Annotated in this window: 11 protein-coding genes and 1 rRNA gene (1 of these 12 cut by a window edge); 11 read left to right on the top strand and 1 reads right to left on the bottom strand. The window is 66.8% G+C overall.

The window, feature by feature from the left end; translation table 11 throughout:
• Positions 1–688: 688 nt before the first annotated feature.
• From PWS46_RS19070 to PWS46_RS19020, 11 genes are all read left to right on the top strand, one after another.
• On the top strand, positions 689–2,140 hold the full coding sequence (locus PWS46_RS19070) for an exopolysaccharide biosynthesis polyprenyl glycosylphosphotransferase (protein WP_434622987.1): 1,452 nt from the start codon (positions 689–691) through the stop codon (positions 2,138–2,140).
• Positions 2,141–2,401: 261 nt separating this feature from the next.
• Positions 2,402–3,715 (top strand): O-antigen ligase family protein, encoded by a 1,314-nt coding sequence (locus tag PWS46_RS19065; protein WP_434622986.1) that lies wholly within the window; start codon positions 2,402–2,404, stop codon positions 3,713–3,715.
• 82 nt (positions 3,716–3,797) lie between these two features.
• Entirely contained in the window at positions 3,798–4,763 is a 966-nt protein-coding gene (locus tag PWS46_RS19060; RefSeq protein WP_434622985.1) for a glycosyltransferase family 2 protein, read from the top strand.
• A gap of 90 nt (positions 4,764–4,853) precedes the next feature.
• Positions 4,854–5,990: a glycosyltransferase family 4 protein gene (locus tag PWS46_RS19055; protein ID WP_434622984.1), complete on the top strand. Its 1,137-nt coding sequence runs from the start codon at positions 4,854–4,856 to the stop codon at positions 5,988–5,990.
• Positions 5,991–6,368: 378 nt separating this feature from the next.
• Entirely contained in the window at positions 6,369–7,538 is a 1,170-nt protein-coding gene (locus tag PWS46_RS19050; RefSeq protein WP_434622983.1) for a glycosyltransferase family 4 protein, read from the top strand.
• 79 nt (positions 7,539–7,617) lie between these two features.
• Positions 7,618–8,550 (top strand): polysaccharide deacetylase family protein, encoded by a 933-nt coding sequence (locus PWS46_RS19045; protein ID WP_434622982.1) that lies wholly within the window; start codon positions 7,618–7,620, stop codon positions 8,548–8,550.
• A gap of 337 nt (positions 8,551–8,887) precedes the next feature.
• The gene (locus PWS46_RS19040; RefSeq protein ID WP_085083499.1) at positions 8,888–9,181 is read left to right on the top strand and encodes an acyl carrier protein; all 294 of its coding nucleotides are present in this window, start codon (positions 8,888–8,890) and stop codon (positions 9,179–9,181) included.
• An 80-nt stretch (positions 9,182–9,261) separates the two neighbouring features.
• Positions 9,262–10,854 carry a class I adenylate-forming enzyme family protein gene (locus tag PWS46_RS19035; protein WP_434622981.1) on the top strand — a complete coding sequence of 531 codons (1,593 nt, stop codon included), beginning with the start codon at positions 9,262–9,264 and terminating at the stop codon, positions 10,852–10,854.
• 114 nt (positions 10,855–10,968) lie between these two features.
• Positions 10,969–13,020, top strand: a complete 2,052-nt coding sequence (gene asnB, locus PWS46_RS19030) for an asparagine synthase (glutamine-hydrolyzing) (protein ID WP_434622980.1) — start codon at positions 10,969–10,971, stop codon at positions 13,018–13,020.
• 54 nt (positions 13,021–13,074) lie between these two features.
• Complete coding sequence (gene nadE / locus PWS46_RS19025; protein WP_434622979.1) at positions 13,075–14,079, top strand: NAD(+) synthase; 1,005 nt, start codon at positions 13,075–13,077, stop codon at positions 14,077–14,079.
• Positions 14,076–15,182 carry a GNAT family N-acetyltransferase gene (locus tag PWS46_RS19020; RefSeq protein ID WP_434622978.1) on the top strand — a complete coding sequence of 369 codons (1,107 nt, stop codon included), beginning with the start codon at positions 14,076–14,078 and terminating at the stop codon, positions 15,180–15,182. The genes nadE and PWS46_RS19020 overlap by 4 nt, the downstream gene beginning before the upstream one ends.
• Positions 15,183–15,330: 148 nt before the next feature.
• On the opposite strand, the gene PWS46_RS19015 is transcribed toward PWS46_RS19020, so the two are convergent.
• Positions 15,331–16,441, bottom strand: a 23S ribosomal RNA gene (locus tag PWS46_RS19015); it runs 1,634 nt beyond the window's last position.

Raw genomic sequence — 16,441 nt, 5'->3', positions numbered from 1 at the left:
GGCTGGGAAAGCGTCAATTCGGCCTTGAAGCGACCGCAGCACTCTTCGGTGCTAGTCACCACGGCTTCGGTCAGAGAAGCAGGACGTTCCGATTAGGCTTTCCGGCGAGCCCGCACGCTGCCTCCTACGCCCCGCAACAGGCAAGGGTTCCTTCGCGCCATGCTCCCGCTCGGAATTGCCCGGCGCCTCCCTTCGGTAAATCCGGGTGGCGGACCCACTCCGCAAGTTCGGCGAACACCTCCCTTCGCGCCCAGCGGTTCCGGCCGGTCGGGGTGGAGTTTGCCGGCCTCTACCCAAAAATTGCGGGGATCGAACGTGCCGCCGGGGGTGCGACACCACCTTGCCGCTAACCCGAAACGCTATCCCCGGCGGGGACGGCATCCGAAAGTATCCCCTTAAATATTCGGACACCCGCACCCTTTGAAACCCGGGTGGTATCGCGGACGCGAAATGAACGCCCGTATGCACTGTTGCTGGCCGAGCCTCCTCATCCTAATTCGTCCTCAACGAACTGCGGATCGGCCGATCGAAATCATGAAAGAGCGATCTTTACATAAATGCGCAGCTGAGATTGAGGCGGCGCAGCAAAGTAAAGACCGGCCGAATCCCAAGAGACGCTGATGACGAGCGACCATCCGCACGAATGGCCGTGCGGTGGCTGGCATTCCCTTCAACCACGGGACCTGCGATGAGCAAACTGGACCCAGAAGTGGTCATCGATCTGACCTCGGCGAAAAAGGCGACGATCCCGACGATCGCCCCCGGGCTGCTGCTTGCACTGTCCGACGGGCTGGTCCTCGCCCTTGTGGGGTGGACGCTCAACCATTTCCTCGGCGCCGATGCGCTGACGGAGCCGCTGGAGGCCGCCGCGTGGCAGCGATCACTGGTGACCGGACTGATGCTGGTGCCTTTGGTCAAGTCGGTGTTCGGCATCTACACGCTGGGCCGCTTCGACTATATGGAACGGACGCGGCGGACATTTCAGGCGGCCTTTCTGTGCTGCGCCGTGCTGGCCGTTCCCTTCATCGTGATGGAGGGCTTCCGCTCCTTCTTCGTGGAGGCGCTGTCGATCGCGCTGCTCGGCTTCGCGGTCACCTATGTCGCCGACCTGCTGCTGATCCAGGGGCTGCTGTCCAGCGCGCTGGACTGGCGCACCCCGGTGGTGATCGTCGGCGCCGGCCCGCAGGGTGCCGCCATCGCCGAGAAGCTGCAGCGCCTGCCCTGGCTCGGCATGCGTCCGGTCGGCTTCGTCGACGACGACGACAGCCTGTGGCAGACCCGCGTCTCCGGCCTGCCGGTGATGGGTCCGGTGGAGCTGCTGGCAAAGTCGCCCGCCGTCGCCGGCCAGGCCAGCGCCGCCATCGTCGCCGACATGAGCCGCCACGGCAGCGACCTGACCGGCCTCGTGCGCACCCTGCCCTTCCGCCAAGTCTATTGCGTGCTGGGCGAGGGCAACGTCAGCGCGGTCGACGCGACCTATCATAACCTGCACGGCTCGCTGGCCCTGCGCGTCAGCGTCCGTCCGCCGACCGGCTACCTGCGCATCCGCCGCGCCATGGACATCGTTCTGTCGTCCATCCTGCTGGTGCTGGTGGCGCCGCTGATGCTGGGTCTCGCCGTCGCCATCAGGCTGGACAGCCCCGGCCCGGTGATGTTCCGCCAGAAGCGCTGGGCCGGCGGCAAGCAGACCTTCGACCTGCTGAAGTTCCGCTCCATGCATGTCGACGCGGAGGAGCAGCTGCAGCAGCTGCTGGAGAACGACCCGGTCGCCCGCGAAGAGTACATGACCTACCACAAGCTGACGGTCGACCCGCGCATCACCCCGCTCGGCCGCTTCCTGCGCAAGACCTCGCTCGACGAGCTGCCGCAGCTGTGGAACATCCTGATGGGCGACATGAGCCTGATCGGTCCGCGCGCCTACATGCCGAAGGAGCTGCCGGAGGTGGGCGAGTCCGCCGCGGTGATCGGTACCGTCCGTCCGGGCCTGACCGGCTACTGGCAGGTCTCGGGGCGCCACCGCACCACCTTCCAGGAACGTGTGTCGATGGATGTCTTCTATGTCCGCAACTGCGGCCTGCTGTTCGACTTCTTCATCCTCTGCAAGACCGCCGTCATGGTCCTGAAGGGCGACGGGTCGTAACCCGTCCACCCAGAGCCGGATGCCAGCCGGACCCCCGCGCCGACCGCGCGGGGGTCTTTTCGTTGGAATGCTTCTTGTTGGAATGCTTCGGCTCCATTCCCTTTTTCGGCCGGCAAAGGAAGGGGGGAGCGCGAAAGCGGCTACCTCTTTCGGGTCCAGCCTCCTTCGGTCTAATGCCACCGCCCGGCTACGAGAAGGGGTGTGCCAACCGCATCTTCAGGTCTGCAAAGCCGAACGCGGTACGGCAGCAAGGGAAAGCCGATGAAAGTCCTCGATTTTCTGGAAAAGAGCATCGCCGTCATTGGCATCATCGCCTTCGGAGGCTCGGTGCTTCCGCTGATGCTGACCGGCGGCGACCCCCTGGCCGGCGATCTTGAGTCCGCCGGCGTCACCGTTCTCTACGGCGGCCTCTATCTGCTGGTGCTCGCCGCCATCGCGCTCAGGCCCGGCATCGCCTTCCAGATTCCCTTCGCCAGCCCGGCGCTGACGGCGATGATCGCCTTCGCCTTCCTGACCGCGCTGTGGTCGCTGTTTCCGGACGTGACGCTGCGCCGGTCGATCGCCTTCATGTTCACGACGGTGTTCGGCATCTGGCTCGCCCTGCGCTTCCGCTTCCCGGAGATCATGCGGCTGCTGGTGGTCGGGCTGTCGTTCCTGATGTTCGTGTCCTTCTACATGATCTTCGCCATGCCCTCGATCGGGCTGGACAGCACCCAGCATGTCGGCGCCTGGAAGGGCGTGTTCTTCCAGAAGAACGTGACCGGCCGCATGATGGTCTGGCTGGTGCTGGCGCTGGTCTGGCTGGACTGGCAGAAGGAGCAGAGCCGCTGGGTCAGCCGGCCGCTGATCCTGCTGGCGATGCTGCTGATCGTGATGAGCCGGTCCGGCACCGGTCTGGTCACCTCGGTCCTGGTGTCGGTGGCCCTGCTGTCCACCACCATGCTGCGCGGCAGCATCCGCAACTTCGCCCCAACCATGGCGCTGCTGATCGCCCTGCTGGTCATCATGGTCACGGCCGGCGCCACCTTCTGGTACGACGTGCTCTATGCCCTGGGCCGCGACCCGACCCTGACCGGCCGCACCGTGCTGTGGCAGCACATCGTCCAGTCGGTCACCGAACGGCCGCTGCTGGGCTACGGCTATGCCGCTTACTGGTTCGGCTTCAACGGGCCGGGCGCCAGCTTCACCCGCGACTGGGGCATCACCTCGGCCCACAGCGGCTGGCTTGAGCTGACCCTCGACCTCGGCCTCGTCGGCGTGGCGCTGGTGCTGGTGGTGCTGAGCCGGATGCTGTTCCAGGGCTTCTTCGCCGCCCGCTACGGCAACAGCCGGCCCGAGGCCGCCTGGGCCTTCGCCGTCGGCTGCGCCCTGCTGGCGGTGTCGGTGTCGGAGAGCGTGTTCGCCGAGCGCCATTCCATGAATTGGGTGATCGCCACCATCGCCGTGGTGCGCCTGATCCAGCAAAGCCGCTGGCAGCGCCTGCTGAACGACCGGGCGGAAGAGCAGCATCGCCTGCGACGCCATGCTCCCGCCGGCGCCGCTCCGGCCTATGCCGTCCAGAGCCGGGCGCTCTAGCCACGGACCTGACCAACGATTTCGGGCCCCAGGCCCCTTTCCCAGCGACCCTTCCCATTTTGCTTCGACCGAAGGCAGACCCATGAGCCCGAAGAAAGAACCGGCGAACAGTTACCACCCGGCGAGCAATGAAAAGGTCACCGTCGTGATCCCCACCCGCAATCGCCCGGACATGGTGATGCGGGCGGTGCGTAGCGCGCTCGACCAGACCTATCGGGACCTGGACGTCGTCGTGGTGATCGACGGGCCGGATCCTGCCACCGCCTCCCATCTGGCGACGCTCGCCGATCCGCGGCTGACCGTGATGGAGCTTGAGACGAACCACGGCGCCGCGGAGGCGCGCAACATCGGCGTGCGCAGCGCGCAGGGCGACTGGATCGCCTTCCTCGACGACGACGACCATTGGATGCCGGAGAAGGTGGCGCTGCAGATGGCAGCCCGCCCGGCCGGCATCCGCCTTCCCATCGTCAGCTGCCGCTGCCAGGTGGTGACCGCCCGCGGAACCTTCGCCTGGCCGCGGCGGCTCGCCACCCCGTCCGATGCCATCGGCGATTACCTGTTCGTCCGCCGCGGCCTGTTCAAGGGCGAGACCTTCGCCCCCACCACCACGCTGCTGGCGCCCAAGGCGCTGCTGCTGCGCAACCCCATTCCCGAATCCCGGTTCGACGACTGGGAATGGCTGATCACCTGCGGCCGGATCGACGGCGTGGCCCTGGTCCACATCCCCGAGGTGATGGCCGTCCATTACACCGAGAACAACCGCGTCACGCTTTCGACCTGCCACAACATCAACCACGCCCTGGAATGGGCGGAGTCGATGCGCGATAGCCTGTCGCCGCGCGCCTATGCCAGCCTGCTGCTGCAGGCGACCGGCGGCGAGCAGGCTGCCCGCACCGCCGGCACGCGCTGGCGCATCCTGAATTCCGCGCTGCGCGACGGGCAGCCGACGCCGATGGCGCTCGCCACCTTCACCATGCATTCGCTGATGCCGGTCGGTCTGCGCCGCCGCCTGCGGCAAGCCTTGTTTTCCGCGTCCGACGCCGCCTGAGCACGAAAAAGGACCCAGACGCCTATGGACAGCACAAACGACAGCCGTACCCCCGCAAGCCTGCCGGATGCATCCCACCGGATCGCGATCGTGTTCGCGACCCCGGGTGCACTCGACGGCGGCGGCGGCATCGGCCGCATGACGGGTTACGTGGTCGATCAGTTCGACAAGTCGGGCACGACCCGATCCATCATCCTCGACACGCGCGGCACCGGTAGCGTTCTGCTGTCACCCTTATATCTCGGCCTGACCTTAACGCGCATGGCCTGGATCCTGGCGCGCCGCAAAGCCTCGGTCGTGCACATCAACGTGTCCGAGCGGGCAAGCTTCCTGCGCAAGGCGGCGGTCCAGGCGGTGGCGGGGCTGATGTCCTGCCCCACCGTGGTCCACCTGCATGGCGCCTCCTTCGTCGAATTCTTCGAGGGCGGCATCTTCGCGCGCGCCATCAGCCGCTGGCTGTTCAACCGCTGCGGCCGGGTGGTGGTGCTGGGCGACAACTGGCGCGATTTCCTGGTGCAGTCGGTCCGCACCGACCCCCGCAAGATCCGGGTCCTCTACAACGCCGTGCCCGACGTCGGCGCCGACCTCGGCCCACCGGTGCCGCCGGAACCTGACGCGGTCCTGTCGCTGCTGGTGCTCGCCAACCTGTCGGAGCGCAAGGGCATCGGCACGCTGCTGCGCGCCGGCGCGCTGCTGAAGGAGCGCGGGCAGCCCTTCCGCGTCACCATCGGCGGCGGCGGCGACGTGGAGGGATATCGCGCGATGGCGGCCGAACTGGGGATCGCGGAGAACTGCAGCTTCCTCGGCTGGATCGGCCGGGAGGAGGCGCATGCGCACATCCGTTCCCACGACATGCTGCTGTTGCCCTCCACCCATGAAGGGCTGCCGATGGTGATCCTGGAGGCGCTGTCGGCGCAGCTGCCGGTCATCACCACGCCCGTGGGCTCGATCCCGGAGGTGCTGACCGACGGAGAGACGGCGCGGATCATCCCGGTGAACGATCCGCAGGCGCTGGCCGACGCCGTCGTCCAGGTCGGCCACGACCCGGATCTCTACCGCCGCCTTGCGGAGAACGGCCGCCGCCTGTTCCTGAAGCAGTTCGTCATCGACGCCTATGCCAAGTCCCTGCTGGCGATCTACCAGGAGCTGGACCGCAGCGGTGCCGAGTTGTCGGGGGATCTGGACAAGCTCGCCGGATCGGCCGCCACCGCTTCCAAACGGCGATGATCCAAGGTCATGGCGGCTTCGATGATCGGTCTGGAAAACAATCAGGGTGAGTATGACCGGAAGGAAGATGCCCATGCACAGGTTGGGTAACCATACCGGCAAGCCAACCCGTTCGGTCGCTCCACAGCGTGCGGGTGCCGTATCGCGTAAACTTGCAAGCGGACGTCGCCCGGCCTTGGGTCGCGGCATGTTCCAACCGGCGGCAGCCGACCGGCCGCACCACCACGCACCTCCCCGTACGGCCTGAAAAGCAAGCCGATCTGGGACCGAGGCCAAAAACATAACAAGCCCGCCGCAGCCGTCGAAGGACGGTCGTCACACGGTAAAAGCCGGGGCGCAACGCAGGAACGGCGGGCCGGGAAAGGATCAGGAGCGGACATGATCTATATCGTCTCCCCCGGCGGCACGCAGGAGAAAGGCGGAATGGGCCGTGTGGTCGACAACTTCACGACCGATCTGCGGCAGAACTGCCCGGACGTGAAGTTCGAGGTGGTCGACAGCTACGGTCCCGGCAAATTCCACCTGATGCCCCTCTATTTCGCACGGGCGACCGCCCGTCTCGCCGGCTGCTTCGCCGCCGGCAAGGCTGACCTCGTCCACATCCATATGGCGGAATATGGCAGTGTCCTGCGCAAGGGCATCCTGATCGCCATGGCCCGCAGCTTCGGCGTGCCGGTGGTCCTGCATCTGCATGGCGGACGCTTCCCGAAGCACTTCAAGGACAGCAGCCCGCTGATGCGCTGGGCGATCCGCCGCATGATGGCGATGACCAGCGAGATCGTCGTCCTGGGCGAGTTCTGGCGCGACTGGGTGGCTGAGGCCTTCGGGCCGGAGATGCGGCAGCGCACCACCCTGCTGCACAACGCCGTGCCGGGTCCGGCCTCCCCGCCGGTGCGCGACGACGCGGAGGAGGGATTCTCCGGTCCGGTGCGCCTGCTGTTCCTCGGCCGCCTGATCAAGCTGAAGGGCATCGACGTCCTGCTGAACGCTCTGGCCTCCTCCGCCTGCCGCGACCGGAACTGGCAGGTCACCATCGCCGGCGACGGCGATCTGGAGACTTACCGCGGCCTTGCCGCCCAGCTTGGGATCGCCGACCGCGTGCGCTTCACCGGCTGGCTCGATCAGGCCGGCTGCCGGCGCGAACTGGCGAACGCCCATGTGCTGGTCCAGCCCTCGATGTTCGAAGGCCTGCCGATGTCGGTGCTGGAGGCGATGGCGGAAGGGCTGACCATTGTCGCGACGCCGGTCGGCAGCGTTCCGGACGCCATCGCCGACGGCGAGACCGGGCTGCTGGTGCCGCCAGGCGATGTCGCCGCGCTGGCCGACACGCTGGCGCGGGTGATCGACGACCGCAATCTGCGCCGCAATCTGAGCGCCGGCGCCCGCGCCCGGTGGGAGCGCCAATTCGACGTCGCCGTCTTCCGCGAGCGTCTTCTGGAGATCTACCGCCGCAACGCCCGCGGCAGCCTGACCACCACGCCCGCCGTTCCCGCCGGCCCGGTGCCGGCCTCCGGACCGGCCGGCCACACGAAAAGCACGACCGGCTGACGCGGAGAGCGGCAGGCCGCTTCCGGCCAAGGCCTTACGCGGCCGGAGCCGGACGCATCGACATGAAGGAGGGGGCACCATGAAAAACGCCATCGCCAATCTGGTGCGCTGGTCGGGATTCGGCGCGATGCAGCGGTTCCTGAAGGCGCGGCACGCCGTGACCATCGTGGTCTACCACGACCCGGCCCCTGAAGTGCTGCGCGAGCATCTGCGCTGGTACGCCAAGCACTACGGCTTCACCACGCTGGACGCCGTCGCCGCCGCGATGGAGACAGGCCGCTGGGACAAGCTGCCGGCCTATCCGCTGGTCATCACCTTCGACGACGGGCATCGGAACAACACGGCGCTGGCGCCCTTGTTCCGCGAGTTCGACTTGCGGCCGACGATCTATCTCTGCAGCCAGATCGTCGGCACCGCCCGCCCCTATTGGTGGAAGACCGCCGCCGCCGATGGCATCGGGGTGGAGCGGCTGAAACGGGTGCCCGATCCCGAACGCCGCCGCCTGCTGGCCGAAGCCGGCGACGATCCGGACAGCGACGGCGCCGACCGTCAGGCGATGACCTGGGACGAGATCGCGCGGATGACCGATGTCGCCGACTACGGCGCCCACACGCGCACCCACCCGATCCTGCTGCAATGCGACGACGGCCGCTGTGCCGACGAGATCGCGCTGTGCCGTGCCGAGCTGGAGGAGGCGCTGGGCCGCCCCTGCCGCCATTTCGCCTTCCCCAACGGCGACTTCAGCGACCGCGAGGTGGAGGAGATCCGGCGTGCCGGCTACCGCACCGCCCGCACCATCGATCCCGGCTGGAACGACGCCTCCACCGACCCGCTGCGCCTGAAGGCTTTCCCCGTGTCCGACGATGCGACGGTGGACTGGCTCAGCGTCCAGCTGACCGGCATCCCGGCCTGGCTGCGCAAGCGCAAGGCCGCCACCGACGGCATCCCCGCCGGTGAGGCCATGCCCGAATGGGCAGGTTCCATGGCAAAGCCCAAGTCAGCAGGCGTATGACTGCCCCCGTGTGCGCCAAGCCGAAGGTCAATCGGCAAGCGACAAGCCCTATTACCGGACAACAGAGTGGCTAACCACAGACTTCAATCCACTCCTATCCTTTGATCCCTCGCAAACCGCCTCAATCATCACAATAAAATTGCATATCACGCGGATGCGAAAACAAGGAGCCGATCCACCGCGGGACACATGACCAGGGATGGCCGGCCCCACACCCCCATCCTCATCCCCGCGAGCCACCCGGCCCCGACCACACCGCACCCATTTCGACAGACCTCGTTAGACCTCGTTTCGACCGAACCCAAGTCGACCGAACCCAGCAGGAGTTTTCAGAGACATGCGGACCGCCACCCTGACCGACACGACCCTGACCGCTCCCGCCCTGCCGGAAATCCGCGCCTTCATCGTGGAGAATTTCCTGCTCGGCAAGGACTCCGGCTTCGACAACAGCGAATCCCTGCTGGAGTCGGGGATCATCGACAGCACCGGCATCATGCACGTCGTCGCCTTCCTGGAAGAGCGCTTCGGCATCGCCGTCGACGATGACGACATGATCGCCGACAACCTGGAATCGGTGGACCGCATCGCCAGCTTCGTCGACCGCAAGCAGGAACTCCGCAACGCCGCCTGACGAAGGTCGAGCGAGGGGCGCCAACGGTAGAACCCGGCGGAAGAGCCCGGCGGAAGAGCGATGGCAAGAAGGACGGTTCCATGGCCCATCTGGTTCACCAGTTCCTCAGCGAGTCGGCCGGGCGGGATCCCTCCCGGACCGCGCTGATCGCCGGGGATGCCCGCCGCAGCTTCGCCGAGCTGGACCGCGAGAGCGACGCCGTCGCCTGCGCGCTCCAGTCGGCCGGGGTGGCCCGCGGTGACCGCGTGGCGGTGATGCTGGAGAACTCGATCGAATATGTCGCCGGCCTGTTCGGCACGCTGAAGGCCGGCGGCGTGTTCGTGCCCGTCAACCCCTCGACCAAGGCCGACAAGCTGACCTACCTGCTGGCCGATGCCGGCGTCCGGGGCCTGATCGCGCCGGCGGCTTTGGCCCGGCAGGTCCTGCCGGCACTGGAGGCGGTGGAAACGCCGCCGGCGGTGTTGTGGGTCGGCGCCGGGCTGCCGGCCGGCGCATCCGGTCTGCTTTACGCCGACGCGCTGACCGCTCCGCAGCGCCGGCCGGCCGATCCCGGTCTGATCGACCAGGATCTGGCGGCGATCATGTACACCTCCGGCACCACCGGCCGGCCGAAAGGCGTGATGCTGACCCACGGCAACTACGTCAACACCAGCTGGTCGATCTCCACATATCTGGGGAACACCCCCGACGACGTGGTGATGTGCGTGCTGCCGCTGACCTTCGGCTACGGCCTGTCCCAGGTGCTGACCGGCGCCCGCGTCGGCTTCACCCTGGTGCTGGAGCGCTCCTTCGCCTTTCCGATGGAGACGCTGAAGCGGATGGTGCAGCATCGGGTCACCGGCCTGCCCGGCGTCCCGACCGTCTTTTCCACCCTGCTGGGGCTGGAGGCGGCGAAGACCGCCGATCTCGGCAGCCTGCGCTACCTGACCAACGCCGCCGCTCCGCTGCCGGCCGCCCATCTCCGCCGGCTGCGCGAACGCTTCCCGCAGGCCGTCTTCCATTCCATGTACGGCATGACCGAGTGCTGCACCCGCATCAGCACGCTCGACCCCGCCGACCTGGACGCCAAGCCGGCGTCGGTGGGACGCGCCATCCCGAATTGCGAAGCCTTCGTCGCCGACGAGGACGGCAACCGGCTTCCCCCCGGCCAGGTGGGCGAGCTGGTGGTGCGCGGCGCCAACGTGATGCGCGGCTATTGGAACCGGCCGGAGGAAACCGCCCGTCGCCTGCGCCGCGGCCCGCAGGGCGAGACCCTGCTGTTCACAGGCGACCTGTTCACCCAGGATGCCGAGGGGCACCTCTATTTCGTCAGCCGCAAGGACGACGTGTTCAAGTGCCGGGGCGAGAAGGTCAGCCCCAAGGAGGTCGAGAACGCTCTGTACGAGTTGGAGGGCGTGCTCGAGGCCTGCGTCATCGGCGTCCCCGACGATGCCGATGGGCTTGCAGTCAAGGCCTTCCTCGTTCCCCGCGAGGGCGCCGCCCTTTCCGAGGCGGCCATCCGGCAGCACTGCCGCGGCCGGCTGGAGAGCCACCTCGTGCCGAAATTCATCGAGTTCCGCGACAGCCTGCCGAAGACGGACTCCGGCAAGATCAGGCGGACGGAATTGATGGAGGAGGTGCAGGTGCATGCCCCCACCCCAACCCTCCCCCGCTGGGCGGGGGAGGGAGATTAGGCGCTTGAGCAGGACGGCAGCGGCAGTCCCTCCCCCGCCCAGCGGGGGAGGCTAGGTGGGGGTCCAACTCCGCCAAAACACAACAACACCCACCCCAGGACAGAGAGCACGCTCATGTGTGGTGTCGCCGGAGTTCTCGCAGGATCGCGTGCCGAACCGGCCGATCTGGACGAGCTGAAGCGCATGATCGCCATGCTGGGTCACCGTGGCCCGGACGGCTACGGCTTCTACCGTGACGACCGGATCGGGCTTGCCCATGCCCGGCTCAGCATCGTCGGTCTGGCCGGCGGCTTCCAGCCGATCCACAACGAGGACCGCACCCTCTGGATCAGCTTCAACGGCGAGATCTTCAACCATGTCGAACTGCGGCAGGATCTGGAGGCGCGCGGCCACCGCTTCTACACCCAGACCGACACCGAGGTGATCGTCCACGCCTTCGAGGAATACGGGCCCGCCACCTGGGCCAAGCTGAACGGCCAGTTCGCCATCTGCCTGTGGGACGCCACCCGGCGCGAGCTGTGGCTGGTCCGCGACCGGCTCGGCATCCTGCCGCTGTTCTACGCCCGGCGCGGCGACCATCTGGTCTTCGCATCCGAGGCCAAGTCGCTGTTCGGCGGCGGCCGGGTGACGCCCGCCTTCGACCCGGCGCGGCTCGCCCAGGTCTTCACCCATTGGAGCACCGCGCCGCACGGCAGCGTCTTCGCCGGGGTGGAGAGCGTGCCGGCGGCCACCGCCATCCGCGTCGACTCCACGCTGGCGCTGCATGTCGACCGCTATTGGCAGCCTGACTTCGCCACCGACCCGTCGCTGGCCGACCTGTCGCTGGACGAGGCGGCCGACCGGCTGGAGGAGAAGCTGCTCGACGCCATCCGCCTGCGGCTGCGCGCCGACGTGCCGGTCGGCGTCTATATCAGCGGCGGACTCGACAGCTCGGTGATCGCAGCACTGGCCCGCAAGCTCGACACCACCCACATGCACAGCTTCGGCGTCCGCTTCACCGATGCCGGCTTCGACGAGACGCCGCAGCAGCGGCTGGTCGCCGGCCATGTCGGGACCGACCACCACGACATCCTCTGCGGCCCGCAGGACATCCAGGCAGCCCTGCCCGACGTCATCCGCCATGGCGAGGCGCCGCTGGTCCGCACAGCCCCCGCCCCGCTGTTCCTGCTGTCGCGTCTGGTGCGCGAGAGCGGCATCCGCGTGGTGCTGTCCGGCGAGGGCGCCGACGAATGGCTGGCCGGCTATGACATCTTCAAGGAGGACAAGGTCCGCCGCTTCTGGGCGCGCCAGCCCGGCAGCAAGGCGCGGCCGAAACTGCTGGGCCGTGTCCATCCCTTCGCCGCTGTCAACGGCCAGAAGGACAGCCCGCTGTGGCAGGCCTTCTTCAAGCGCGGGATGATGGACACCGACGAGACCTTCTACGCCCACCGCACCCGCTGGCGGAACACCGCATGGTCGCAGCGCCTGCTCTCGGCCGATGTCCGGGCCACTGCCGTCGATGCCGCCTTCGAGGCGCATGTGGCGGCCCATCTGCCGGACGGCTGGTCGCGCTGGTCGCCGCTGGCGCGCAGCCAGTGGGCGGAAATCGCCACCTTCATGACCCCCTATCTGCTGTCGGCCCAGGGCGACCGGGTCGCCATGGCCAACAGCATCGAGGTCCGATATCCCTTCCTGGACCCGGCGGTCGACGATTTGTGCGCCGCCCTGCCGGACCGGGTGAAGATGCTGGGCCTGCGCGACAAGCTGGCTCTGCGCCGGCTCGCCGCCCGCCATCTGCCGGCCGAGATCTTCCAGCGGCCAAAGCGGCCCTATCGCGCACCGATGACCACCGCCCTGTTCGGCGACGGCGCCCCGGACTATGTCCGCGACCTGTTGTCGCCGGAAGCGCTCGCCCGCTACGGCCTGACCGATATCGACGCCGTCTCGGCGCTGGCCGACAAGGCTCACCGCCAGAACGGCCGCATGGCCGGCGAGCGGGAGGAGATGGCGCTGGTCGGCACGCTGACCCTGCAGATCCTCGCCCACCACGTCCACGACGAACTTCCCCAGCGCATCCGCGACCAGCGCGACACCCTGGACCGCGCCGAAATTCATGTGCTGGAGGACCGGGCTGGCGACGCCCGGACCGCCACGCCACAGCCCATTGCCCAGCCCACCGCGGCCTGACCTCCGCGATCTTTCCGACCGACGATGCATCAACCCCCATCGGGAACCGTGACCATGCTGAACGCCCTGTCCTCGTTCGACTCCAAGGCCCTCGATCTGGATTGCGCGTCCACGGCGCGCGAAATCGAAGCCGCCATCCAACGCATCGTCGCCCATGATCTGCGCCGCCAGGGCATCGTGCTCGGCGTGTCCGGCGGCATCGACAGCTCGGTCTGCGCCACGCTGGCCGTCCGCGCCCTGGGACCGGAGCGCGTGCAGTGCATCCTGATGCCGGAAAAGGAAAACTCGCCGAAGAGCACCCGCCTCGGTACCCTGCTTTGCGAGCATCTCGGCGTCACTCCAGCGATGGAGAACATCACCGGCCCGCTGGAGGCACTGGGCTGCTACGAACGGCGCGACAACGCCATCCGCCGGCTGTTCCCGGAATTCGGTCCGGGCTGGAAGCAGAAGATCGGTCTGGCCGGCAACCTGCTGGACGCCGACCGCGTCAACTACTTCACCCTGACCGTCGAATCGCCCGACGGCGAGCGCCAGACCAGCCGCATGCCGGTCGACGTCTATCTCGACGTCGTCGCCGCCACCAACCTGAAGCAGCGCATCCGCAAGACGGTCGAATACACCCATGCCGACCGTCTGAACTACGCCGTGCTCGGCACGCCGAACCGGCTGGAGTACGAGTTGGGCTTCTTTGTGCGCGGCGGCGACGGTCTGGCCGACCTGAAGCCGATCGCCCACCTGTACAAGTCGCAGGTTTACCAGATGGCGGCCTATCTTGGCCTGCCGGCGGAAATCCAGGCGCAGTCGCCCAGCACCGACACCTACACCCTGCCGCAGTCGCAGGAGGAGTTCTACTACGCCCTGCCCTACGACAAGCTGGACCTGGCGCTCTGCGCCTATGGTCGCGGCGCCAGCGAGGAGGAGGCCGCAGCGGCGCTGAACCTGACCGTTCCGCAGGTCCACCGCGTCTACAAGGACATCATCGCCAAGCGTCGCACGTCGGCACGCATCCTGCGCAATGCCCATCTGGTGCAGCCGGTGTCCGTCGGGGATGAGGCATGAGCGTCATCGACTGGAAGCAACGTGGCGTCGCCCGGTATGAACCGGGCGACCATGCCGCTCTGGACAGCTTCCAGCGCGCGCATTTCGGTGCCGAGGCGATCCAGCTGTGTCCCGACCATTTCCACTGGCTGTTCGAAGAACCGCCGGAGCGGGAGCACGAGGGGCCGCAGCTCTGGCTGTGCAAGCGCAATGGCGCGGTGGTCGGCCAGCAGGGCGGCATCCCCTTCGCCCTGAAATTGGGCGAACGCAACCGGCGGGCTTCCTGGGCGATCGACCTGATGGTCGCCCCGGAATGGCGCCTGCGCGGGGTCGGGCCCGCCCTGTCGGAGACACACTCCGCGGCCAGCGACCTCGCCGTGTCGCTGTCGATGACGGAGGCCGCCTACAAGTCCTACAAGCGCGCCGGCTGGCTCGATCTCGGCAATGTGCCCACATATCTGCGGGTGATCGATCCGCTGCGCTGCCTGCGCGTCAGCCCCTATGGCGGGGGTTTGGCCAAGCTGGTTGCCAGGGTGGGCAAGCCGGCACTGACCACCGCCTCCATGGGTTACGGACTGTCGGCCAAGCTGCTCGGCGCGAAGCTGGTGGAGATCGACCGCTTCGACTATCGGGTCGACGACCTGTGGGAAGCGGCCTCGCCACAGCATCCTGTGATCGCCCGGCGCGACTGGGCCTTCCTGAACTGGCGCTTCGACCTCACGCCGCAGGCCGACCGCTTCCGCCGTTTCTACGTCATGCGGGGCGAGACCGTGCTGGCCTATGTCGTGCTGCGGGTCGACTACTGGAAGGGCGAGCCGGTCGGCGTGGTCTGCGATTATCTGGCCCGGCCGGGCTGGCTGGTGGCGGCCTTCTCGCTGATGACCGAGCTGGCGCGCCGGCAAGGCATGGTCGCGCTGATGTGCCGGACGCTGAATGCCCAGGCGGCACGGCCGTTGTCGATGATGGGCTTCCTGTGCCTGAAGAACGGCCTGCGCACGCCCACCCGCATGATGGTGCGGCCGGCGCTCGACCAGCCGGAACTTGCCGGCACGGTCGGCGATCCGAAGAACTGGTTCGTCACCGTCGCCGACAGCGACATGGGCTTCAGAAGTCTGGGAGAGTAGGCGGAAACCATAACGCCAAATGCGAAAAGGCCGCCTTCCCATAAGGGAGGCGGCCTTTTCGCTGATCGCGATAAAATCGAGTTTCAAGTGACGGGATGCGTCTTCAGATCGTCCATGAAGCGGCTTACCGCTGTGCATGGCGCCCGGTGAGATCAAGCCGATCGAGCGATTAGTAAGGCTTAGCTTCAAGCATTGCTGCCCGTCCACATGCCTCCTATCGACGTGATGGTCTGTCACGGCTCTCAAGGGAGCTCTGGTTTAGAGGTGGGTTTCCCGCTTAGATGCTTTCAGCGGTTATCCCGTCCATACTTAGCTACCCGGCCATGCCACTGGCGTGACAACCGGTGCACCAGAGGTATGTCCATCCCGGTCCTCTCGTACTAGGGACAGATCCTCGCAAAACTCCGACACCCACGGCAGATAGGGACCGAACTGTCTCACGACGTTCTAAACCCAGCTCACGTACCACTTTAATCGGCGAACAGCCGAACCCTTGGGACCTGCTCCAGCCCCAGGATGTGATGAGCCGACATCGAGGTGCCAAACGACTCCGTCGATATGGACTCTTGGGAGTCATCAGCCTGTTATCCCCGGCGTACCTTTTATCCGTTGAGCGATGGCCCGTCCACGTGGAGCCACCGGATCACTATGGCCGACTTTCGTCTCTGCTCGACTTGTCAGTCTTGCAGTCAGGCGGGCTTATGCCATTGCACTCGACGAGCGATTTCCGACCGCTCTGAGCCCACCATCGCGCGCCTCCGTTACACTTTGGGAGGCGACCGCCCCAGTCAAACTACCCGCCATGCAGGGTCCCGGACCCGGGTAACGGGCCACGGTTAGATGCCAGAGACTTCAAGGGTGGTATTTCAAGGATGGCTCCACACGAGCTGGCGCCCATGCTTCCAAGCCTCCCACCTATCCTACACATGAAGTCCCTAGCACCACTGCAAAGCTGTAGTAAAGGTGCACGGGGTCTTTCCGTCTGACCGCGGGAACTCCGCATCTTCACGGAGAGTTCAATTTCGCTGAGTTGGTGTTGGAGACAGCGGGGAAGTCGTTACGCCATTCGTGCAGGTCGGAACTTACCCGACAAGGAATTTCGCTACCTTAGGACCGTTATAGTTACGGCCGCCGTTTACCGGGGCTTCAATTCAAGGCTTGCACCTCTCCTCTTAACCTTCCGGCACCGGGCAGGCGTCAGACCCTATACGTCGCCTTGTGTGGCTTCGCAGAGCCCTGTGTTTTTAGTAAACAGTCGC

It is taken from the genome of Azospirillum sp. B2RO_4, from assembly GCF_051124815.1.
Classification (GTDB): Bacteria; Pseudomonadota; Alphaproteobacteria; order Azospirillales; family Azospirillaceae; genus Azospirillum.
The sequence above is the reverse complement of the archived record's forward strand: the minus strand, read 5'-3'. Positions and strand labels throughout refer to the sequence as shown.